The organism is Kitasatospora paranensis (genome assembly GCF_039544005.1).
In the GTDB taxonomy this organism is placed as follows: domain Bacteria; phylum Actinomycetota; class Actinomycetes; order Streptomycetales; family Streptomycetaceae; genus Kitasatospora; species Kitasatospora paranensis.
Genome location: NZ_BAABKV010000001.1, coordinates 8187348 through 8209175 on the forward strand (window position 1 = coordinate 8187348; position 21828 = coordinate 8209175).

General features: G+C 74.4%; 20 protein-coding genes and 4 pseudogenes. 9 read left to right on the forward strand and 15 right to left on the reverse strand.

Annotated features, from left to right (window positions below; translation table 11 throughout):
* Positions 1–21: 21 nt before the first annotated feature.
* Complete coding sequence (locus tag ABEB13_RS38945; protein WP_345709330.1) at positions 22–756, reverse strand: SDR family oxidoreductase; 735 nt, start codon at positions 754–756, stop codon at positions 22–24.
* A 112-nt stretch (positions 757–868) separates the two neighbouring features.
* On the opposite strand from ABEB13_RS38945, the gene ABEB13_RS38950 reads away from it, so the two are divergent.
* The 4 genes from ABEB13_RS38950 to ABEB13_RS38965 all read left to right on the forward strand — a co-directional run bounded on the left by ABEB13_RS38950 (position 869) and on the right by ABEB13_RS38965 (position 4980).
* Positions 869–1501: a TetR/AcrR family transcriptional regulator gene (locus ABEB13_RS38950; RefSeq protein ID WP_345709331.1), complete on the forward strand. Its 633-nt coding sequence runs from the start codon at positions 869–871 to the stop codon at positions 1499–1501.
* Positions 1502–1668: 167 nt separating this feature from the next.
* Positions 1669–2442, forward strand: a complete 774-nt coding sequence (locus ABEB13_RS38955) for a response regulator transcription factor (protein ID WP_345709332.1) — start codon at positions 1669–1671, stop codon at positions 2440–2442.
* A complete protein-coding gene (locus ABEB13_RS38960) occupies positions 2439–3800 on the forward strand; it encodes a sensor histidine kinase (protein ID WP_345709333.1) in 1362 nt (453 codons plus the stop codon). Before ABEB13_RS38955 ends, ABEB13_RS38960 begins: the two co-directional genes overlap by 4 nt.
* Before the next feature lie 175 nt (positions 3801–3975).
* Entirely contained in the window at positions 3976–4980 is a 1005-nt protein-coding gene (locus ABEB13_RS38965) for an endo alpha-1,4 polygalactosaminidase (RefSeq protein WP_425559983.1), read from the forward strand.
* Positions 4981–5004: 24 nt separating this feature from the next.
* Here ABEB13_RS38965 and ABEB13_RS38970 read toward each other — a convergent pair.
* The 3 genes and pseudogenes from ABEB13_RS38970 to ABEB13_RS38985 form a co-directional block, all read right to left on the reverse strand.
* A pseudogene (locus ABEB13_RS38970) lies at positions 5005–5870 on the reverse strand (aminoglycoside phosphotransferase family protein).
* A 138-nt stretch (positions 5871–6008) separates the two neighbouring features.
* Positions 6009–6881 carry a transglycosylase SLT domain-containing protein gene (locus tag ABEB13_RS38980; protein WP_345709335.1) on the reverse strand — a complete coding sequence of 291 codons (873 nt, stop codon included), beginning with the start codon at positions 6879–6881 and terminating at the stop codon, positions 6009–6011.
* Positions 6882–7487: 606 nt separating this feature from the next.
* Positions 7488–8198, reverse strand: coding sequence for a TetR/AcrR family transcriptional regulator (locus ABEB13_RS38985; protein ID WP_345709336.1), 711 nt, complete (start codon positions 8196–8198; stop codon positions 7488–7490).
* A gap of 68 nt (positions 8199–8266) precedes the next feature.
* Here ABEB13_RS38985 and ABEB13_RS38990 point away from each other — a divergent pair.
* Positions 8267–9870: pseudogene (locus ABEB13_RS38990) on the forward strand (FAD-binding oxidoreductase).
* Between the two features lie 119 nt (positions 9871–9989).
* On the opposite strand, the gene ABEB13_RS38995 reads toward ABEB13_RS38990, so the two are convergent.
* The 8 genes and pseudogenes from ABEB13_RS38995 to ABEB13_RS39030 all read right to left on the reverse strand — a co-directional run bounded on the left by ABEB13_RS38995 (position 9990) and on the right by ABEB13_RS39030 (position 16300).
* Positions 9990–10364: a hypothetical protein gene (locus ABEB13_RS38995; RefSeq protein WP_345709337.1), complete on the reverse strand. Its 375-nt coding sequence runs from the start codon at positions 10362–10364 to the stop codon at positions 9990–9992.
* A 148-nt stretch (positions 10365–10512) separates the two neighbouring features.
* Positions 10513–11553 carry a cytochrome c oxidase assembly protein gene (locus ABEB13_RS39000; protein ID WP_345709338.1) on the reverse strand — a complete coding sequence of 347 codons (1041 nt, stop codon included), beginning with the start codon at positions 11551–11553 and terminating at the stop codon, positions 10513–10515.
* A 249-nt stretch (positions 11554–11802) separates the two neighbouring features.
* A complete protein-coding gene (locus ABEB13_RS39005) occupies positions 11803–12561 on the reverse strand; it encodes an EF-hand domain-containing protein (RefSeq protein ID WP_345709339.1) in 759 nt (252 codons plus the stop codon).
* Between the two features lie 11 nt (positions 12562–12572).
* Positions 12573–13217, reverse strand: a complete 645-nt coding sequence (locus ABEB13_RS39010; RefSeq protein ID WP_345709340.1) for an oxygenase MpaB family protein — start codon at positions 13215–13217, stop codon at positions 12573–12575.
* A gap of 119 nt (positions 13218–13336) precedes the next feature.
* Positions 13337–13903 carry a helix-turn-helix transcriptional regulator gene (locus ABEB13_RS39015; RefSeq protein ID WP_345709978.1) on the reverse strand — a complete coding sequence of 189 codons (567 nt, stop codon included), beginning with the start codon at positions 13901–13903 and terminating at the stop codon, positions 13337–13339.
* A 30-nt stretch (positions 13904–13933) separates the two neighbouring features.
* Positions 13934–14491: pseudogene (locus tag ABEB13_RS39020) on the reverse strand (hypothetical protein); the annotation flags it as partial.
* Positions 14391–14831: an ester cyclase gene (locus ABEB13_RS39025; protein ID WP_345709342.1), complete on the reverse strand. Its 441-nt coding sequence runs from the start codon at positions 14829–14831 to the stop codon at positions 14391–14393. The gene ABEB13_RS39025 and the pseudogene ABEB13_RS39020, both read right to left, overlap by 101 nt.
* Positions 14832–15014: 183 nt before the next feature.
* Positions 15015–16300 (reverse strand): annotated as a pseudogene (locus ABEB13_RS39030) (MFS transporter).
* Between the two features lie 140 nt (positions 16301–16440).
* On the opposite strand from ABEB13_RS39030, the gene ABEB13_RS39035 reads away from it, so the two are divergent.
* On the forward strand, positions 16441–17376 hold the full coding sequence (locus ABEB13_RS39035) for a LysR family transcriptional regulator (RefSeq protein ID WP_345709343.1): 936 nt from the start codon (positions 16441–16443) through the stop codon (positions 17374–17376).
* A gap of 66 nt (positions 17377–17442) precedes the next feature.
* Here the strand turns inward: ABEB13_RS39035 and ABEB13_RS39040 are convergent, their stop codons facing one another.
* Positions 17443–18138 (reverse strand): alpha/beta hydrolase, encoded by a 696-nt coding sequence (locus ABEB13_RS39040; protein WP_345709344.1) that lies wholly within the window; start codon positions 18136–18138, stop codon positions 17443–17445.
* A gap of 76 nt (positions 18139–18214) precedes the next feature.
* Between ABEB13_RS39040 and ABEB13_RS39045 the strand changes: the two genes are divergently transcribed.
* Both ABEB13_RS39045 and ABEB13_RS39050 read left to right on the forward strand, forming a co-directional pair.
* Positions 18215–18832, forward strand: a complete 618-nt coding sequence (locus tag ABEB13_RS39045) for a TetR/AcrR family transcriptional regulator (RefSeq protein WP_345709345.1) — start codon at positions 18215–18217, stop codon at positions 18830–18832.
* 59 nt (positions 18833–18891) lie between these two features.
* The gene (locus tag ABEB13_RS39050) at positions 18892–19371 is read left to right on the forward strand and encodes a hypothetical protein (RefSeq protein ID WP_345709346.1); all 480 of its coding nucleotides are present in this window, start codon (positions 18892–18894) and stop codon (positions 19369–19371) included.
* Positions 19372–19470: 99 nt separating this feature from the next.
* On the opposite strand, the gene ABEB13_RS39055 is transcribed toward ABEB13_RS39050, so the two are convergent.
* Entirely contained in the window at positions 19471–19773 is a 303-nt protein-coding gene (locus ABEB13_RS39055) for a hypothetical protein (RefSeq protein WP_345709347.1), read from the reverse strand.
* A gap of 192 nt (positions 19774–19965) precedes the next feature.
* Positions 19966–20469: an endonuclease/exonuclease/phosphatase family protein gene (locus ABEB13_RS41140; protein WP_486335368.1), complete on the reverse strand. Its 504-nt coding sequence runs from the start codon at positions 20467–20469 to the stop codon at positions 19966–19968.
* A 629-nt stretch (positions 20470–21098) separates the two neighbouring features.
* Here ABEB13_RS41140 and ABEB13_RS39065 point away from each other — a divergent pair.
* On the forward strand, positions 21099–21794 hold the full coding sequence (locus ABEB13_RS39065) for a response regulator transcription factor (protein ID WP_345709348.1): 696 nt from the start codon (positions 21099–21101) through the stop codon (positions 21792–21794).
* Positions 21795–21828: the final 34 nt, after the last annotated feature.

The window sequence follows — 21828 nt, forward strand, 5'->3', positions numbered from 1 at the left end:
TGGGCGGCGGGGGTGGGGGTGTCAGGCGACCGCGCCGTTGGCGAAGAGGACCTGGCCGTTGACCCACCAGCCGTCGCCGGCGAGGAAGGCGACAGCCGCGGCGATGTCGTCCGGCGTGCCGAGGCGCTCCTGCGGGGACTGGGCGGCGAGGCGGTCGATGGTCTGCTCGTCCTTGCCGTGCAGGAAGAGGGGCGTCGCGGTGGGGCCGGGGGCCACGGTGTTGACGGTGATGTCGCGGCCGCGCAGTTCGCGGGCCAGGACGAGCGTCATGGCCTCGACCGCACCCTTGCTGGCCGCGTACGGCGCGTAACCGGGGAAGGCCAGGCGGGTCACCGAACTGGAGAAGAAGATCACCGCTCCGCCGGTTCGCAGGCGGCGGGCCGCCTGCTGGGCGACGACGAAGGTGCCGCGGACGTTGGTGCGCATCAGGTGGTCCAGTGCGTCGAGGTCGAACTCGGCGACGGGGCCGAGGGTCATCACCCCGGCCGTGTGGACGAGGACGTCGATCCCGCCGAACGCCTCCTGGACCTGGTCGAACGCGGCGGCCATCGCCTGCTCGTCGGCCACGTCGCCGCCGACCGCGAGGGCTCGGCCGCCTGCTGCCTCGACGGCGGCGACGAGGTCGTCGGCCGCGGCCCTGTTGCCGGCGTAGTGAGCGCCCACCGCCAGGCCGGCGGCGGCGAGCCGCAGGGCGACGGCGCGGCCGATGCCGCCGGAGGCTCCGGTGACGAGTGCGACCCGCGGGGTGTCGGACATGGTGCTGCCTCCCAGATTTAATGAACGCTGAGTCCATATAATCATGTGGTGGACGCGCCGTCCATATGTCACGGTGGAGCCCCCACGGCAACGGACAGGAAGGACGCGCACCATGCCCGCGCACACGGACCAGGAGACCACCGCGCCGAACCGGCGCGGCCGAGGACGGCGCCCGGCCGCCGAGGTCCGCGCCGACGCACTGCGGGCAGCCGGCGCGCTGCTCTTCGACTCGGGCATGGGCGCGTTCACCATCGAGGCGGTCGCCGCGAAGGCCGGGATCAGCAAGACGACGATCTACAAGTGGTGGCCCTCCCGCGGAGCCCTCGCCCTCGACGGCTACTTCCACACCGTCGAACCCGCCCTCACCTTTCCCGACAGCGGCGACATCGAGGCCGACCTGGCCGCCCAGCTCGGCGCGTTCGTCCACCTCCTCACCCGCACCCCCGCCGGCCGGGTCATCACCGAGCTCATAGGCCAGGCGCAGACCGACCCCGATCTCGCCGTCGCCCTGCGCACGCGCTACTCCGACCCGCGCCGGCGACTCGCCGTGGAGGCGATGCGCCGCGCCCAGGAACGCGGCCAACTGCGCGCCGACGCCGACTGCGAGGCACTGGTCGACCAGCTCTGGGGCGCCTGCTACCACCGGCTGCTGCTCTCCGACCTCCCGCTCACCGAGGAGTTCACGGCGAACCTGCTCGCCAACGTGCTGCACGGCGCGGCCCCGCGCACCCGGCCCGCCCCCTGAGCGGAGCCGTCGAGCCGTCAGCCGACCCGCTGACGTGCGGGGCGCGCGTGGAGCCGGCCCGGGGGATGCACCGTGTCCGGTCCCGAGGTCGGCCGGCCGGCCCGGTCCGGTTACAGTGGTCGGCTCCACGCCGGACCTGCCCGCCCGCGCCACCCGAGGAGACCCCCGTGCGGATACTCGTGGTGGAGGACGAACCCGACCTGCGGGCCGTCGTCGTCGCCGGGCTGCGCGCCGCCGGATTCTCCGTCGACGAAGCGGCCGACTGGGCCGCCGCGGACGAACTGTGCGACGTCAACACCTACCTCTGCGTCGTGCTGGACCGCGTCCTGCCCGACGGTGACGCGCTGGAGCGACTGCAGGAGCGCCGGCGCCGGGGCTGGGCCGCACCCGTGCTCTTCCTCACCGCCCTGGACTCGCTCGACGACCGGATCGCCGGGCTGGAGGGCGGCGCCGACGACTACCTGCCGAAGCCCTTCGCCCTGCCGGAACTCGTGCTGCGCGTCCGCAGCCTCGCCCGCCGCGCCGACCACCGGCTGCCCGTCTTCCTCCGCTTCGCCGACCTCGAACTCGACCTGGCACGCCACGAAGTACGGCGCGCCGGCGTGCTGCTCTCGCTCACCCCCAAGGAACGGGCCGTCCTGCACGCCCTGCTGGCCCGCGCCGACCAGGTGGTCACCAAGGGCGAGCTGTTCGACCAGTGCTGGGACGAGATGGCCGAGCCCTCCTCGAACGTCGTCGAGGCGGTCGTCGCCGGGCTGCGCCGCAAGCTCGGCCCGCCGCCGCTCGTCCACACGGTCTGGGGCCGCGGATTCCGCCTCGGGCATCCAGCGGCCACCGGCCCCGCCGTCGCGGACCCGCCCCGCGCGACGCGCGGTCGCGCCCGCGGCGCCGACGGTTCGGCGAGAACCGGCAGCAACGGGCGCCCGGGGACGACCCGGTGACGACCGTGAAGAAGCGCGCCGCCCGCTCCCCGGCCCGCCGCAGCCTGAGCCTGCTGCGACGGCGCCTGACGGCCGCGTACACCGGGATCGTCGCCGTCGGACTCGCCGCCCTGTCCCTGCTGGTGCTGCGCACCGACGCCCGCTCCTGGCAGGCCGCCGAGTACGACGAGATGGGCCGCCGGGCAGCCGTCGTCACCTCGCTGATCTACTACGAGCGGGGCCGGATCCAGCTGGACGGGCTCCAGGACGACGAAGCCACCACCGGGAGTCCGCAGGTCACCGTCCTGCTCGGCCCGGCCGGGGGCGCCGAGGCGCCGTTCCGGCCCGCGTTCGCGAGCCGGCACCAGCGCTTCCCGATGTCGGCGGCACACCTGCACACGGTGGCGGCGACCGCCATGGCACAGGACCGGACGGTCACCCGGGAAGGGACGGACGACACCGGACGCCCCGTCCACCTGCTGGCCGCCCCGTTCTACGAGGACGGCACCCAACGGGTCGCGGGCGCCGTCGTCGTGGTCGGCGACCCCCTGCGCGGCTCGGCAGAACACCGCCGACTGGCGGCGACCCTGGCCCTCGCCTGCGCCGCGTTCACCCTGCTGGGCGCCGCGGCCGGCCACGCCCTCTCCGGTCGGAGCCTGCGCCCGGCCTGGCAGGCGCTCGACCAGCAGGAGCGGCTGCTCGCCGACGCCGCCCACGAGCTGCGCACCCCCGTCGCGGTGATGCGCGGCGCCGTGGATCTCGCCGAGATCGCGCCGGGCGCCCTCGCCGAGCACCTGCCACGGCTGCGCCGCGCCTCCGACCGGATGGCGGACGTCATCGAGAACCTGCTGGCCCGCGGCCGGCTGCGGGCCGGTGTCGACGTGCTGCGCCGCGAACCGGTGCGACTCGACCAGCTGGTGGAGGCCGTCTGCGCGGAACTCCCGCCGGAAGCCTGCCTGCTGACGCTCGACACCGCCGCCACCGTGGTAGCGGTCGACCCGGGGCTCGCGCGGCTCGCGGTCCGGAACCTGCTCGACAACGCCCTGCGGCACGGCACCTCTGCCGCGGGGCCCCACGCCGGGACGGCCGAGGTGGCCGTCACCGTGCGCGGGGCGGAGGTGGTGGTGGCCGACCGCGGGCCGGGCCTCGACCCGCGGGAGATCCCGCTGGTCCTCACCCGGTTCCACTCACCCGGCGGCGGCACCGGGATCGGCCTGTCGCTGGTGGACCGGGTGGCCGTGGCGCACGGCGGGAGCATCCGGATCGCCGCCCGGCCCGGTGGCGGTGCCGTGTTCACCCTGCGGCTGGCCCGCGACGCCCGCCGCGGGCGGTGGCGGCGGCCGGGCACCCGGGCGGTGCGCCCCTCGGACGGCCGGTAGGACGACGCAGCGGGGCGGCCCGTTCGTGGGGTGTCGCCGGACCGGTCCGGCCGCCTCACGAATTCCTCATGGTCCGCGGACGAGGATGGCATCCGTCCTCGTGATCCACCACCCGCAGGAGTCCCATGAGCAGGCACGCCTCCCCCTCGTCCGCCGGCGCGCGGCCGCCGCCGGCCTGGCCGTCGGCGTGGTCGCCGCGCTGGGCGCCGGTTTCGCCTTCACCAGTGCCTCGGCGGGTGTCGGCCCGCAGCACCGTGCGGCCGGCGACCGTCCGCAGGCGGGAGCACACCGGTCCGCCCCGCCGAGAGCGGGTGCGCCCACCCCGTCGGCACGCCCGTCCGCGGAGGCCGGGACATCCGGTACGGCCCGGGGCGCCCTCGGGAGCAGCGCAGGTCCGTCCGGCGCACCGTCAGGCACGGCGTCCGCCCGGGCCGGTGCCGCGGCGGCCGGGGCCGGCCACCAGGTCACGCTGCCGGCCCCGGGCGCGGGGTTCGACTACCAGATCGGCGGCCCCTACACCCCACCGCCCGGCGTCGCCGCGGTCTCCCGCGACCGTACCGCCCCGGCCGCGGCGGGGATGTACAACATCTGCTACGTCAACGCCTTCCAGGCCCAGCCGGACGCCACCGACTGGTGGCAGCAGAACCACCCCGACCTGCTGCTGCGCGACTCCGGCGGCGACCCGGTCGTCGACCAGGACTGGCACGAGGCACTGCTGGACGTCTCCACGGCGGACAAGCGCACCCGGCTGGCCGCGATCGTCGGCGGGTGGATCGACGACTGCGCCGCCAAGGGCTACCAGGCGGTCGAGCCCGACAACCTGGACTCCTACGACCGGTCCGGCGGTCGCCTCAGCAAGTCCTCCAACGCCGCCTTCGCCGAGCTCCTCGCCGACCGGGCGCACGGAGCGGGGCTGGCGATCGGTCAGAAGAACACCACGGCCATGCTGGACCAGCGGACGGCCGTGGGGTTCGACTTCGCGGTCGCGGAGGAGTGCGGCCGCTACGGCGAGTGCGGAGCCTTCGCGTCCGCGTACGGGAACCGGGTCTTCGTGATCGAGTACCGGGCGGCGGACTTCGACAAGGCGTGCGACGAGTGGCGCGGCCGGCTGTCGGTCGTCCTGCGCGACCGCGACGTCCGCCCGGCCGGCACCTCGGGATACGTCTACCGGCGCTGCTGACGCGCCTGCGGGCGGTGCTCGCACCTACTCCAGCACCGCGTGGAAGCCACGCTCGCCGATGGCGGCCATCAGCGGGTTGTCCGCCGAGTGCGTGAGGAAGGCGACCGACAGGGCGAGCGCCCACCCGCGGGCCCGCTCCCAGGTGGCCTCGTCCGCGCGGCCGTACGCCTGCCGCAGGGCAGCCCGCCCTTCCGCCGGGAACAGCATCCAGGCCACGGACAGGTCGGTGGCGGGATCGCCGGCGGTGATGTCGCCGAAGTCGATCACCGCGCTGATCCGGCCGTGGTCGACCAGGATGTTGGCCGGGTGCAGGTCCCCGTGCAGCCACAGCGGCGGCCCGTCCCGGGCGGGCGCGGCCGACGCCCTCTCCCAGACGCGCAGTGCGGCGGCACGGCGGCCCGGGTCGGCCACGTGCGCCAGCCCGCGCAGCACGCCGTCGGCGCGCCCGGGCAGCGGGATCCCGCGGTACGGGTTGGCGGGCGCGCCCGAGGGGGCCGGGGTGTGCAGGGCGGCCAGGAAGCCGCCGAGTGCGGTCGCGGCCGGGCCGAGGTCGTCGGCCCGCAGCGCGCGGCGACCCGGCCCGGGAAGTACGGCACGACGCTCCACGGCCAGGGGTACTGCGCGCACGGCCGCCCGAGACGCACCGGCGCGGGCACCGGCAGCGGCAGGCGGCCGGCCAGTTCCGGCAGCCACCGGTGCTCGTGGGCGGCGAGTTCCGCGGCGAGGGCGCGCCGGGGCAGCCGGACGAGCAGGTGCTCGCCCAGTCGGCAGACGAGGTTGTCCCAGCCGTTGGTCAGCGGTGCGATGGCCAGGCCCGCGAGGTCGGGGTGCTGCTCGCGGAGCAGGCGGCGCACCAGCCCGACGGAGATCGGGACCTCCGCGGGCGGCATCCGGTGAACGGTCACGGCCAGGACCTTACGACCCCGCCGGCGCCGGCCGGTACGCCGGAAGAGGCCCACCCTTGCCGTTCCGCGGCCGGTCGGCCGGCCACGGAACGGCAGGGGTGCGGGCGGTCTGCGGTGCTCCGGTCAGTACGGGCCGTTGACGTTGTCGATGGAACCGTAGAAGTGGGCGGCGTAGTTGCACGCGGCGGTGATGTTGGCCACCGGGTCGTAGATGTCCGTGGAGGTGCCCGGCACGTGGTAGGCCTGGAAGGTGGGGTCGATCACCTGGAGCAGCCCCTTCGACGGGTGGCCGGCCGCCGCGTTGGAGTCGGTGAGGTTGATGGCCTGCGGGTTGCCGGACGACTCCCGCATGATGTTGCGGTAGATGCCGTCGTAGGTGCCCGGGATGTGGTTCGCGGCCATGACGGCCAGTGAGTCCTTGATCCAGGTGTCCAGATTGCCGGTCGCCTGGGTGGTCGGCGCCGCGGTGGTCGACGGCGCGGTGGTCGACGCCGCGCCGGGCTGCGCGGTGCCCCCGGTGGCGGTCGGGGCGGCGCTGGTCTGGGCGGCCACCGGCGCCGTTCGGGCGGCGGTGGTGGTGCGGGCAGCGCTCGTGGTCGCGTGCTCGGCCGTCCGCAGGTGGGTCGCCGGAGCCGTCGTGGTGGACGGACGCGTGGCGTGTGCGGACGGCGCGGCGGTGCGGGTCGCACCGGTGCTGCGCTGCCTGGGGATGGCTGCGTGGTGCACCCGGGATTCGGCGCGCTGCGTCGGAATCGCGGCGGTGCTGCGGTCCTCCGAGGCCCCGTGGTGGGCGGACGCGGGAGTGGTCCACGCCGTGGGTTCGAGCGACGTGCTCTGGCTGGGGGCCGCCGTGACCGAACCGGGGCTGCTGCTGTGGCTGGGGGCTGCGTTCGCCGTGGTGACCGCCACTGCGGCGGTGGCCAGCGCCGCAGTGGTGATCCACCGTCCGGACAGCAGAACGGCAGGTACTCGGCGGGGACGGGCGTGCTTCGGCATGACGGGCTCCGGTACTCGGGGGAGGGGGCAGGAGGACGCACGGGGTGCGCCGGCGGCGCGGGGCCGCGAGCGGGAGGTGGGCGTGCTGGGCGCTGAGGCCGGGGGAGAACCGCGGGGAGAGAGCCGGGGGCTCACGGTTCGGGCAGCACGATCCGGCCGACGGGCGTCGCCGGTGGGTGGACACCGGTCGTCGGGCGCTCGTCGGGTCGGGCGGTCGCTAGGGGCCGGCGCCCGCTATGGGCCGGCGGTCGCGGAGGTCGCGGGAGTTGCAGGTATCGCGGGGTTCGGCGGCGGATGGCGGGGCCGTCCGGCGGGTGGGGTGTCGCTGTTCGGCGTCACGGTGTCACCTCGGCGGGAAGGGCGGGGTGGTGGGCGTGCAGGGCACACCCGTGCTGACGTGTTCGGCCGCGGCTGCGGGTCCGTGTCGGGCGTGTCCCTGCGGAGATTTGTCGGTGCACTGACCGAAGGGGTTGGGATTTTCTATCCCTCCGGCGATGCCCACGTCCAGACTTTTCCTGCAAAAGGCCGTGAAGGCGGTGTACGTCACAAAAGAGCCGAGCACCCCGAGAATGCGTACCAATATGGACTTTTCGGGTGCATCGCTGCTCAGGGATTCTGCGGCGGGGCGAGGGGTGCCCGTCCGGCCGCTGCGGTGCGGTCGCCGGTGCCGGCGAGCATGCCGGGGGCGGCGGCGAAGAGCCGTTGGCAACGCCGGGTCATGGCATCGGGCGACTGGTCGGGGTGCTTGATCCACCAGCGGACGAGGGCGGTGCACAGGCCGCGCCACGCGTGCTTGAGGGCGTCGGCGTCGAGCGGATCGGCGTCGAGGGCGTCGGCGTCGGCCGGATCGGCGGACCCGGCCGGGTGCAGGAGGTCGGCGGTGCCGATCGCGGCGAGGTCGTCGATGGCGTCGCGGTAGCGCGCTGCGAGGCGGGCGGCGTCGCTGTCGGGCGGCAGCGTGGCGTCGTAGAGGACGAACCACGCCTCGCGCTGCCCGTCGAGGGCGGTGAACAGGGCGTGCAGCACGCGCAGGGGCGCGGGCCGGGTGTCGGCGCCGTGTCCGGCCGTCGCAGTGCGGACGGCGTCCAGCAGCCGGTCGCCGATCGGGCCCAGGCAGGCCAGGTAGAGGTCCTGCTTGCCGCCGAAGTACTGGTGCAGCAGTGGCTTGGTCACGCCCACGCGGGCGGCGACGGCGGCCATGGTGGTGGCCTCGTAGCCCTGGCGGCCGAACTCCTCGGTGGCCGCGGCCAGGATCTGCCGTTCGCGGGTGATCCTCGGCACGCCCTTGGTGCCGGCTCTGGACGGAAGCGTTGCCATGCGACCAGATCTTACCCTACGGTAATTTACCCAACGGTAAGTTCCTTTGACCTCGCCGGAGCGCGCCCATGCCTGCCACTGCGACCGATCCCGGCACGTCCCGCATCCGCTCCTGGTGGGGCTGGGGCTACGCCGACGCCCAGCCCGACGACGCCGAGTGCGCCGCGCTGGGTGCCCTGCTGCCGGGCACCCTGGCGCGCCCGCTGCCGATACCGCGGGTGGCCGACCTGACCATCGGCCCTCCCGGCGTGACCGTCCCGTCCGCTCTGGCGCACCTGGTCACGGCGGACCCGCGGGCGCGTGCCGCCCATGCGATGGGCAAGGCCTACCGGGACGTCATCCGGGCCCTGCGCGGCCGCCCCGGACGGATCCCCGACCTGGTGGGCCGGCCGACCTGCGACCGGGAGGTGGCCGACCTGCTGGACTGGGCGGGCGGGCACGGCGTGGCCGTCGTCCCGTTCGGCGGCGGGTCCTCGGTGGTCGGCGGTGTGGAGTACCGCGGCGACGCCCACCGCGCCGTGCTGTCCCTCGACCTGACCGCGATGGACCGCGTCCTGGAGATCGACACCGCCGCTCGCTCGGCCCGCATCCAGGCCGGGGCCCTCGGCCCCGTGCTGGAGGAGCAGTTGCGGCCCCACGGTCTCACCCTGCGTCACTTCCCGCAGAGCTTCGAGTTCTCCACGCTGGGCGGCTGGCTGGCCACCCGTGCGGGCGGCCACTACGCCACCGTCCACACCCGCATCGACGACTTCGTGCAGTCCCTGCGCGTGGTCACACCGGCCGGTGCCGGTACCTCCCGGCGCCTGCCGGCATCCGGCGCCGGACCTTCGCCGGACCGTTTCTTCCTCGGCTCCGAGGGCACCCTCGGCGTCATCACGGAGGCGTGGATGCGGCTGCAGGAACGGCCCCGCTGGAAGGCGGCGACGTCCGTGGCCTTCGCCGACTTCCACCGCGCGCTGGACGCGGTGCGCGCGATCGCCCAGTCCGATCTCGCCCCGGCCAACTGCCGTCTGCTCGACCCGGGGAGGCGCTGCTGTCGGGCGCCTCGCACGACGGTTCCGCCGTCCTCGTCCTGGGTTTCGAATCCGCCACCGGCCCGGTCGACGGCCGCCTCGCGGCCGCGGTGGACCTGGCCTGCGCCCACGGCGGCCGGCGCGCTGTGCCCGAGGCGGGCGGTGACAGGCCGTCCGAGGCCGCCGTCGGCGCCTGGCGCTCGGCGTTCCTCCGCATGCCCTACCTGCGCGACGGTCTGGCCCGCATGGGCGCGGTCGTCGAGACCTTCGAGACCGCGGCCACCTGGGGCGGGATCCCCGCGCTGATCGACGCCGTCCGCACCGAGGTCGGCGCCGCCGCGCTGAAGGCGACCGGACACCCGGCCACCATCAACTGCCGCCTCACCCATGTGTATCCGGACGGCGCCGCGCCCTACTTCACGGTGGCCGTCGCCGGCCGCCCCGGCGACGAACTCGAGGTCTGGGACGACATCAAGGCCGTTGTGACGGACATCCTGCACCGGCACGGCGCCACCATCACCCACCACCACGCCGTCGGTCGCGACCACCGCCCCGGCTACGACCTCCAGCGCCCCGAGCCCTTCGCCCTGGCGCTGCGCGCCGCCAAGCACGCCCTCGACCCCCGGGGCATCCTCAACCCGGGCGTCCTGATCGACTGACAGGGGCGGGGACAGGGGCGGTCGCCGGGCCCGTCGTCGGCACCCGACGGCGCCTCGGCCGCGGGCCCGCCCGCTCGGTCGCCGTCGCGGGTGGGCCGTCCTCGGAGGAGTCGGAGGAGTCAGAGGAGGGTGAGGACGTCCTGGTGGGCCCCGTCGAGGACGAAGCCGTTGTCGAGCCGGACCCGGACGGTCACCCTGGCCCCCTGCTCGCGGTGCGCGGTCCACTCCGGCTCCAGTGTGGCGATCTCCGCCTCCAGGCGCTCCCGGCTCGCGGCCGGCATGGTGTGCCCGTAGTCCTCGAACAGCGCCTTGAGCCGCCGGTACTCGCGGACTTCCTCCTTCTCCGGGAGCTCCCCGTCCACCCGCTCGACGGTGCCCTCGGTCCCGGCGGCCAGCGACAGGAACCCGACCACGGCCCCGGGCTCCCCGGCAACTGCCTCGCCGATCGCCAGGTCCTCCGCCAGGCCGACCCGCCGGCCTTCCTTCAGGGTCATCCGCCCTCCGCCTCTCCAGTCGATCGGTGCCGCGGGCGAAGCCGTCCGCGGCACCGGCCATTATCCGCCGGGCGCGGCAGGGGAGTGGGACGCGGGCCGGTCCGCGTGGGGCCCGGCTCACGGAGGTTCGGGATCGGGCCGGCCCGGTTCAGCCGCCGTAGCGGTGCTTGAGGTTGGGGTCGTCCAGCCACCACGGGCGGGCACCCGCGGGCTCCGGCTCGCGGCCCACGGAATCCGACCCGGAGTCCGAGCCGGATTCGGCCCCGGCCCCGGCCGCGGATCGGGCAGCGGCAGCGGCGGTGGCCCGGGCGGCCTCGGCGGCCTCGGCGGCGTCCAGGGCGGCGTCCACCGCCGCGGACTCGGCCCGGCCGGTGACGATCAGACGGCGGATCAGCGCGCACAGGAAGGGCAGGCCGACGAGGTCGCCCAGCACCCAGATGACGTTGCCGCCCCAGAACTGGTCGCGCGCCGGGCTCGGTCCCCACGTGCGGCCCAGGCTCGCGTAGTAGGGCCCGGCGATCAAGTGGCCGCCGTACAGCAGTACCAGGGCGAGCGCGGCGTCGAACACCACCTCGACGAAGGTGATCACCACGCTGAGCAGCAGCGGGTACTCGTGCGCCACCGGGTCGAGCTGCAGGCGCGGCCAGAAGTACAGCAGGCCCAGCAGCACCGGCACCAGGTGGAAGCCGGCGTTCCAGACACCGCTGGTCAACGTCCGCTCGTACCAGGGCGTGAAGTACAGCAGCCAGGGCGGCGCGACCAGCAGCACGGTGGACACCGCCGGGAACATCAGCACCCGGGACGGACGGCTGCGCAGGGCGGCCAGCAGCCGGTCGCGGGCCGCCGGGGCCAGGGCCTCCGCCAGCAGGGTCACCGGCGCGCCGAGGACCAGCAGCAGCGGGACGAACATCAGCAGCAGGATCACCTGCACGGCGCGGTCGGTGAACAGCACCCGCTCGTACACGCCGAGGCCCGAGCAGGTCACCCAGACCCAGACCGCCAGGCCGCCGAGGAACGGCGCGGTCCGGTGCCAGGGCCAGCTGCCGCCCCCGGTGCGCCGACGCCGGCGGGCGGCGGCCAGGTAACCGGCCGCGAGCACCACCGACACGGCGGCGACCAGCGGTTCGAGGGTCCAGGTGTCGGCGAGGGCCGACCAGTGCCAGGGCGGGACGGCCGCAGGGTGGGACATGCCGGTGGGTTTCCTTCCGCGATCGGTGGGGGTCGCCGGCCGGTGGACCCCACCGGCGGCGGCCGGGCGTCCTCGCGGTGCGGACCCGGGTGGGGATCGGCATCGACTACTACGCCGCCGTAGAATCTAGCGACCGGGGAGCCCGGTGACAGGCGGCTCGCGCACCGCGGTCCGGGTACGGCAGGATCGGCCCGGGCCGGCAGGATCCGCGCGCCGACGGCCGGGGCCCGGTGCCCTCCGCAACGGCTGTCAGGGGCGGCCGAGGAGTGCCGTGCCCGCGACGGTGTCCGTGCGGGCGGTGAAGAAGTCGGCGAACGCGGTGACGAACTCCTCCTCGCTGATCCTGCCGTCGCCGTCGGTGTCCAGCTGCCGGAAGCCGTCGTTGAGTTCGGCCGGGTGGACTCGCGAGCCGCCGAACAGGACGCGGTACTCGTCCGCGCAGAGGTGGCCGCCGCCGTCGGTGTCGGCCGCCCGGAAGAGGGCACGCACGGCGGGCTTGAGGCCTTCGTCCAGGTAGGTCGGGTCCCGGTCGACGCCGCCGAGCATCGCGGACACGAACTCGGCGCAGTCCACGGCGCCGTCGCCGTCGGCGTCCATGGCCGAGCGGAGGTGCCTCCACCAGGTCTCGAACGCGGCGTAGAGCACGTCCTCCCGCTCGACGGGCAGTTCGAGCTGCCAGCAGATGGTGTGGACCATGGCCTGGAGATCGGCCGAGTCGACCCGCCCGTCACCGGTCTGGTCCAGCACCTGGTGGAAGAAGCTCTCCAGGCGGGCCCGGCGGGAGTCGGCGACGCTGCGGGGCACGGCCGCCGGACGGGTCGACGCCCGCCGGGGGCCCGGCCGTCCGTCTGCCGCGGTGGCGGCGGAACGGCGGCGGTGGCGCAGGTGCTCGGGGAGCCGGGTCATGACGTGCCGGGTGCCGCGGTGCAGCACCCAGGACAAGACGGCGGCCGAGCCGCTCCCGCGGGTGCCGAACCTCTCGTGCCATGCCGGCGGCAGGTCGGTCATGGTGAGGCCGCTCAGGGCCCGGGCCGCCACGACGCGCAGCAGTGGCCACGCGGGCCGGAGCCGTCCGAGCCTGCGGGGGCCGGTGCCTCGCGGAGAATCCCGAACAGCAGGTAGCGGACCTGGTCGCCGTACTCCAGGACGTCGCGGATGTTCCGCTCCATGTAGGCGGGCACATCGGCGGCGGTCGGCGGGAGGACCTCGCCGGGGATGTCGAGTGCTTGGCAGACCTCCCTGAACTCGGAGTAGAGCACGTCGAGTTCGGCAGGTTCGAGCCGCTCGCCGGACAGTTCGTGCATCGCCGTGATCGCCTCGTACAGCGTCACCATCACCCAGGCCCGGACCTCCGGATCCTCGGCGGTGTACGGGCGCCCGGCGTCGTCGGTGCCGTGGATCCGGCGGTGGGTACGGGCCAGCCGGGCCACTTCGAGCCGGCGTTCCTCCGGCCCGGCGGAGAACAGCCGGGCGCCGCTGTCCACCGTGTGCTCGATACGCCGCCACGGGTGCGCCCGGTAGGTGGAGTAGCGGGCCATGCCTGCCGCAACGACGGGATGAGCCGTCTGCAGGACGAGCAACCGCCAGGCCACCAGCCCGATCCGCCATTCGCCGAGGCTCTCGCGCAGGGGGCTGCGGGTGTCCGACGAGGGCAGTGAGGTCATGGGGGCTCCAGGAGGGCGGGGCGGGCCGGCACCCCGTACAACGGACCGCACGCCCGGAAGGCACCGTCGATCACTCCTCCGAGCCACCGCCGGACCTCCGCACGCACCCCACGGGTTTCCTACCCGAACCCCGACAGGTCCGCCAGCAACACGGCGACGAGCTCCCGGCGGCTCCGGACACCGAATTTGTCGAAGACGGCGGTCAGGTGCTCCTGCACGGTGTTGGCGGAGATGTGGAGCTCGTCGACCAGCTGGCGGGTGGAGTGCCCGCGGATGACCAGGGCCGCGACCCGGGTCTGGGCGTCGGTGAGTCCATGGGCGCTCAGCAGGACGGCTCCGAGCTCCGCCGGTCGGGCCGGTTCCACCACCACGCCGATCTGCGAGCCCAGGCGGCTGGTGTGCAGGGCGAGCCACCGGCCCGAGCGCCCGCGGACGCGGACGGTCGAGGGCACCGGGCCGGCGGCGGCCGCGAGCACGCTGACCGGGAGCAGGCCCGCACCCTGCCGGTCGCCGTCGGGGAAGTCGGTCAGCCACTGCTCGGCCTCGGGGCTCATGGACACGGTCCTGAGCGTGGAGTCGAGCAGGATGAGACCCACCCCGTCCGGGCCGGCGGCGGTGTCTACGGGCGGTGCGGCGGTCACCGCCATGCGCAGACCGGTCGCCAGCACCGGAGCGATGCGCCGCACCAGCGCGATCTCCTCGCTGGTGAAGCCCGGGGAGGAGGCCTCCCGGTGCAGGCAGAGCACGCCCCAGCAGCGGTGCCCGGAGACCAGCGCGGCGCGCAGCTCGTCGCCGAGCCCGAGGGGGCCATGATCTCCCGGTAGCGGGCGCTGTCCGTCCGACTGCCTTCGGTGGCCCGGTCCAATGAGCCGACCGGATCCGCCGCCCGGGCGAGGCCGGCGAACTTGTTGACGTCCGCTTGCCCGAACTCGTTGTCGAGGAACAGCGCCGTCGCGGGCCCCAGCGGATCCTCGGCGGTGGCCGAGGTGAACAGCAGGGTCACCGGATCGACGGTTGCGAAGAAGGCCGCCTCCGCCGGTACCACCCGGCGCAGTCGGCCGGGGATCTCCGTGCCCAGCGCCGTGCTGTCCAGCCCGCTGCGGCACCGTCGTTCGATGTCGGCGAGCCGGCGTTCCACGGCCGTACCTGCCACAGCCACGACCCTCCTCCCGACTACGCCGGGCCTTGGGCGAGCCCGAGCTGGCGCAGCAGCCCCAGCTCGTCGAGCCGGCCCCAGCGCTCGACGATGCGGCCCTCCCGAAGCCGGAAGACATTGATCCCGCGCAGCGTGACGGTGCGCCCGGTGGCCGGCGCGCCGAAGATCTCGCCGCGCTGGGTGCCGGTGGCGCTGAAGTGTTCCACGACCATGTCGTCCTCGGCGACGAGGAAATCGGGCGTGGCGTGCCAGTCCGGGAAGGCACCGCGGAACAGGGCGGCGGCGGTGCGCATGCCCTCACGGCTGGTGTCGGTGCCGACGGGCGGGTCGTGGTTGAGGAAGTCCGCGGCGAGGTACGTGTCGACCGCCGCGAGGTCGCCCTTGGTGAACAGTGCGTCGATGAAGGCACGCACGATCTCTCGGTTGTCTGCGGTCCGGGTCTTCTCGATGGCGTCCATGGCCTCAAGTCTTCGACACCGTCCGGGCCCCGGCTACCCCAGAAAGCCGGGGTTTCCCGCCGGGGCCCGCACGGAGTTGCGCCGGCTCGTCGCCCGGCTGCCGAACGTGCCGGGAGCGGACTCCCGCCCGGGCGCGGGCGGGCTCGGAACGGCTCGTGGGCGGTCGGGAGTCGAGGTGACGCGTCAGGCAGGGCTCGGCGCGGGCTCCGGTTCCGGCTCGGGGAGAGCGGCCGCCGCGCGGCGCGGGAGCAGCAGCGGGGTCGCCAGCAGGAGGACACCGGCCAGGCCGATGGCCGTGCGCGGGCCGATCAGGGCGCCCAGCACGCCCCAGGCCGCGGTCAGGAGCGCCGTGCCGGCCTTGGTCGTCACCGCCCAGGCGGACAGCGTGCGGGTGACCCGGCCGGTCACGGTCCGTTCGAGGCGGTAGGTGGCCTGGACGGGGTTGAAGACCCCGCAGCAGAGGATGAGCCCGAGTTCGGCTCCCATCACCAGCAGCAGACCTCCCGTCCCCGGCCGCAGGAAGGCCAGGCCGACGGGCCAGAGCGCGCGCAGCGCCCCGGCCACGACCAGGACGCGGTACTGGCCGAACCGGGTGACGAGCGGCCGGGCCAGCCGCGAACCGAGCAGCCCGCCGATCGAGGGCACGGCGAAGGCCAGGCCGTACTGCCACGGTGCGAAGCCCAGGCGGCCGAGCATCAGGACGGCCAGCAGCGGCTCGGTGGCCATCACCAGGCCGTTGAACACGGCGGTGTTGAAGAACAGCGGACGCAGCGTCGCGTCGGCGAGGATGTACCGCCAGCCGTCGAGGAGGTCTCCGGCCCGCATGCGCGCCGCCTCCGGGCGGGCGGGTGGCGGCTCGTCCCCCGCGACGCGCGGATGCCCAGGGCCGAGAGCAGGTAGCTGACCGCGTCGGCCGTCACCGTGGCCACCGGGCCGAGGAGCCCGATCGCGGCGCCGCCCAGCGGCGGTCCGACGATCGTGGTCGTCCAGGCGGTGGACTCGAACCGGGCGTTGGCGACGAGCAGGTCCCCGGGCGGCAGCAGCGTCTTCAGGTACGCCCCGGAGGCGGCCCGGAAGGTGATGTCGGCGGCCGCGACGACGACCAGGACCAGCAGGAGCTGGAGGAAGGTGAGCACGCCCAGCGCGAACGCGGCGGGGATCGTCAGGAGGGCCGCGCAGCGCACCAGGTCCATCGCGACCAGCACCGGCCGCTTGCGGCGGAACTCCACCCACGGTCCGAGCGGCACCGCCACCGCCGCGCCCACCGCGGCCCCCACCGAGGAGAGCGCGGCGACCCCGGCCGGTCCGCTGTGCAGCACCCGGATGGCGATCAGCGGGAACGCGCCGAAGGCGAGCCACGTACCGAGGGCACTCGTCCCGTACGCGCCCCAGAGCCACCCGAAGCGGCGCCCCAGCCGAGGAGCCCGCCCCCGTCCGGGCCCGTGCCACGACCGGTGCCCGTTCCCCATGCCCGACACCCCTCGCCCCTCGTCACTCACTCGCACAACCGATTCGCGATCGAGAGCATCAAAGCGGGCATCGTGTCCAGGGATCAAACAACCGCGGGCCCGCGCGCCACAACCAGTGGTTGTGCACGTAGGGTGCGGGCATGGACCTCGACGCCGTCCGGACCTTCGTCGCCGCCGCCGACGCGGGGCAGTTCCAGGAAGCCGCCGCCGAGCTGGGGGTCACCCAGCAGGCGGTCTCGAAGCGCATCGCCGCGCTGGAGCGCAGCCTCGGCGTGCGGCTGTTCACCCGTACCGCGCGTGGTGCCGGGCTCACCATCGACGGCCAGGCGTTCCTGCCCCACGCGCGCGAACTGCTGCGCGTCGCCGAACGCGCCGCCGCGTCCGTGCACACCGGCCGCCGACCGCTGCGCATCGACGTGCTGGCCTCGCGCAGCGCGCAGTCGGGCCTGATGCGCGGCTTCCACCGGGCGCACCCCGAGATCGAGCTCGACGTGGTGATGCTGTTCGACATCGAGACGGCCGTGGCCGCCATCCGGTCCGGTGCGATCGACGCCTCGTTCCGCGCCGTCGCGGTCCCCGGCCGGCCGCTGCCCGAGGACATCGAGTCCGTCCGGGTGCTCGACGAGCCGCTCGAACTCCTCACCGGTCCCGCCCACGTGCTGGCGGGGGCCCGGTCGGTGACCGTCGCCCAGCTCGTCGGGCACCGGATCTGGATGCCCGGCATCGTCCCCGGTACCGAGTGGGCCGCCTACTACGACGACCTCGTCGCCGAGTTCGGCCTCACCATCGAGGCGACCGGCCCCAACTTCGGCTCGGACGCGCTCCTCGACACCATCGCCGACACCCCGGCCCTGGCCACCTTCATGGGAGGGCGGAGCAGGCTGGTCTGGCCCGCCGGCCACGGCCTGCGCCGCATCCCGGTGACCGACCCGATGCCCGTCTACCCGCACTCGCTGCTGTGGCACCGCGACAACCCCCACCCGGCGCTGGTCACCCTGCGCGCCCACCTCGCCGCCACGGCGGCCGGCCACGGCGCCGCCGGGACGTGGGCGCCGGGCTGGGTCCTTCCGCGCTGACCGCCCGGGCACCCGCGATCGTGCGGTCCGCCGGGTGCGGCGCGTCCACCCCGTCCGGCGCTGCCGTCACAGGCTCAGCACCAGGTCCCGGACGGCGGCGGGCCGGGACAGGAACGGGTGGTGACCGGTGTCGAGTTCGACGACGGCGCCGGCCCGGCGGGCGAACTCGTGCTGCAGGTGCCGCGGGGTGCCCCGGTCCTCGCCGCAGACGAGATACGTCGAGGCCACCTGCCGCCATGCGGCCGCCCGGACGCGCTGCCCGGTCACCCGCACGCTCTGGCGGGCGAGGTGGCCCGGCGCCTGCGACCGGACCTCGGGGTCGCAGTCCTGCAGGAAGGTGTCCACGAGCAGCTCGGGGCGGACCCCGAAGGTGCCGCCGTCGGGGTCGACGTCGAGGAACGGGGCGGGGCTGCCGTCGCCGAAGTCCGACAGGCTCTGCCCGACCTCGGGCAGGTAGCTGGAGACCAGCAGCAGATGGCGCACCGAGTCGACGCCCGCGGCGGCCTCCGCGGTGACGATGCCGCCGTAGCTGTGGGCGACCACCACGGTCGGCTCGTCGCCGGCCAGCAGCGCCCGCCGCACCGCCGCGACGTCCTCGGGCAGGCCCGGACCGTCGCTGGCCGCGGCTTGGCCCGCCTCGCCGCAGCTCGGCAGCGCCGGGGCCACGCTCGGCACACCCCGCTCCCGCAGCAGGTCGGCGGTGCGGTGCCACCACCACGATCCGTCCCGGACGCACGCCCCGTGCACGAACACGACCCTCATCGCTGCCTCCACGCCGTTGTGACCTGCCCTGTGGCCAACGGTAGACGTAGCGGTTGTTACGCGAAAAGATGTCGCCATGGGCAGACGACCGCAGCCGGAGATCAAGGACAGGTTGCTCGACGCCTGCGCCGATCACGCCCTCGCGCACGGCCTCCCCGACCGGCTCGAACCGCTGGCCACGGCCACCGGCACCTCGGCCCGCATGCTGATCTACCACTTCGGCACCCGCGACGCCCTCCTGCGGGCCGTCCTCGGGCGCGCGCGCCAACGCCAGATCGACACCTTCGGCGAGCTCCTGCGCGTGCGACCCGACGAGCCCTGGACCGTCACCCTGGACCGCGCCTGGACCGCGATCACCGGCGCGGACGGACTGCCCTACCTGCGGATGTTCGGTCGGCTGCGCGAGAGCGCGGACCAGCGGCTGTGGCCGGACTTCCGGCGCGCCGCCACGACCGACTGGCTCGGGCCGCTGGAGGAGGGCCTGCGCAGCATCGGCCGGCCCGAGCTGGCCACGCTCGTCCTCGCCGTGATCCGCGGCCTCCTCATGGATCTCGACGCCACCGCCGACACCGCCCGCACCGACCGGGCCTTCCGTGACTTCCTCGCCGCGGTCGAGCACATGGCCGACGGATTCCCGGCCGGCACCGGTGCCACCGGCACCACCGAAGCACCGGGCGGGGTGACGGCCGATTGACCAAGATTTTGCGGAACCCATGACTCCGCTTGTGCGAGGCACTCATAGGCTTCCCGGCGATGACCAGCCATCAGGACGGTCGCACGTCGAGGAGCATCATGAACAACCGCCGCCGGGAGCAACTGCTCAAGGCCTCCGCACCGCTGCTGACCGCCGGTGAGCAGGTCGAGTTCGCCACGCTGACCAAGGTGGGCACGGTCTCCGCCGGCCGCCGGCTGGCCACCACCGCCGTGGTGGGCGTGCTGACGGCCGGTACGGTGACGGCGATCGCCACCCCGCGCCCGGTGTATCTCGCCCTGACCGACCGGCGGCTGCTCTTCTTCGGCGTCGACCAGCTCGGCGGCAAGCCCACCAAGCTGCTCATGGCGCTCCCGCGCGAGGCCGTCACCGCGTCCCCCGCCGCGAAGGCCGCGTTCGGGCTGCTGCTCACCACACGCCTCTCGGTCGCGGGCGAGGAGCGGGATCTGAAGCTGACCTTCGCCACCGCCGTCCGCGCGGACGGCCGCGAGCTGCTGAGCCGCCTGCCCGTCACCGCCTGACACGCCGTCCGACACGCCGGCCGGCCGGCCCGGCCCCGGGCTGCGAGGTGCGGGCCCGGGGCCGGGCGTGCGGAGGCCGGCCCCGGGCGCGTTCCGGGTTCAGTCCTGGAACGTCCGTTCGTCCAGCACGTCGAGGTTGCGGAACACCGGCGGCCCGTCGCACAACGTCGCGATCTGCGCGGCAAACTCGGCCGTCTCCGGACGGTTGGAGTTGTCCATCGCCTGCTCGTAGCCCGGGAACTCCACGATGTTCAGGTACACGTTCTCCTTGTCGCGGTCGCGCGTCTGCAGGGCCCGTGTCGCCAGGCTCCTGCCCGCGTTCTTCTCGACCCAGGTGTCCAGCAGGGCGTTGAACTCGTCGATGCGACTCGTCCTGTATTCGATGATCTGAACGAACCTCACGGTCCAGCCTCCTCGATTCAGCGGCACGGCAGCCGGCTGCTCCCCCCAGCCTCGGTCGGACGCGGGTGGAAGGCGAGGAGCCTCGCCGGGGCGCGCCGGTCTCCCCATCCGAACCCCACCGCCCGGCCCCGCCACCCGTGGCCTGTGCCGGCACCGCGATCGCGCGCATCCGCGATCAGGAGGGCATCCGGGTCACCAGGCGATTGCGGCGGCCACCGGCAGGTGGTCGCTGCCGTTGGCCGGGAGCACCCGGGAGCTCTCCGCCTGCACGCCGCGGACGAGGATCTGGTCGATCCGGGCCACCGGGAAGGCCGCCGGCCAGGTGAACCCGAAGCCGTCTCCGGCCACGTCCTGGGCCGAGCGCATCCGTGCGGTGACGGCGGCGAACGCGCGGTCGTCCGTGGTGCCGTTCAGGTCGCCGAGCAGCACCACCCGCGGGCTCGGATCGGCGGCGACGGCCTTGCCGAGCGCCTGCGAACCGATGTCCCGCGAGGCCGTCCGGAAACCTCCCCGGGCGTCACCCGGACGGACCCCAGGTGGGCCACGTACACCGTCAGCGGCCCGTGGTCCGTGGTCACCGTGGTGCGCAGCGCCCGGTTCGGGGCGAGCTTCCTGTCGAGCGGCATGGTCCGCGCCAGCGGGCCGTAGTCCACGACGTCGATCGGCCGGGTGTCCGACAGCGGGAGCGTGCTCCACAGCCCGACCGTGCCCTGCACCGTGTGGTAGCGGTACGCCTTCGCGAGCCCCTCCTCGAAGATGCCCGTGGTCTGCGGGGTCAGCTCCACCAGGGCCAGCACGTCCGGGGCGGAGGCGGCCAGGCTGCGTGCGGTGCGGGCCGGGTCGGGGTTGCCGGCGCTGACGTTCTCACCGGCCACGGTGAGGTCGCCGCCCCGGTCGGACTTGTCGCCGAGCAGCCCGCCGAAGAGGTTCAGCCACACCGCGACCGGGAGCAGCAGCGCGACCACGGCAGAGGCGGAGCGGCGCCACAGGGCCCCGGCCAGCAGCACCGGGACGAACAGGCCGAACCACGGCAGGAAGGTCTCCACCAGGCTGCCGAGGTTGCCGAGACCCCGGTTCGGAATCCGTGCGTGCAGCATCATGAGCAGCCCGAGCAGCAGGGCCAGGGCAGCGAGCACCGGGCCGCGCTTCCAGAGGTCCGGCCGGGAGGCGGCGTCCAGCGCCCGGCGTCGGCGACTCCCGGGGCTCGTCGTCCGCACCGATGGCGGGGTGTTGTCCATGCCGCCAGTCAAGGCGGCGTCGTGTTGCCGGCGTGTATGGGAATTCGGATACGCGGACGATATGCCCCGGCTCGTAGCATCTGGAGCATGCGTGTGCTGATCGTCGAGGACGAGCCCTTTCTGGCGGGCGCCATCCGTGACGGCCTGCGCCTGGAGGCGATCGCGGCCGACATCGCAGGTGACGGGGACACCGCTCTGGAACTGCTGGGCGTCAACGCCTACGACATCGCCGTCCTCGACCGCGACATCCCCGGGCCGTCCGGTGACGAGGTCGCCGAGCGCATCGTCGCCTCCGGCAGCGGCACGCCGATCCTCATGCTCACCGCCGCCGACCGCCTCGACGACAAGGTCTCCGGGTTCGGACTCGGCGCCGACGACTACCTCACCAAGCCGTTCGACCTGCGGGAGCTCGTGCTGCGGCTCCGGGCCCTCGACCGCAGGCGGGCTCACCTCAGGCCGCCCATGCGGGAGATCGCAGGCCTGCGGCTGGATCCGTTCCGCCGGGAGGTCCACCGCGACGGCCGATACGTCGCGCTGACCCGCAAGCAGTTCGCCGTGCTGGAGGTCCTCGTCGCCGCCGCGGGCGGTGTCGTCAGCGCCGAAGAACTCCTGGAACGCGCGTGGGACGGGAACGCCGACCCCTTCACCAACGCCGTGCGCATCACCGTCTCGGCCCTGCGCAAGCGGCTCGGCGAACCCTGGATCATCGCCACCGTGCCGGGCGTCGGCTACCGCATCGAAGCTCAGCCGGAGGCCGGACCGGAGGCAGGTGCGCGTGGATAGGGCGCCCAGGACGAGCGTCGACAGGGCGCCCGGG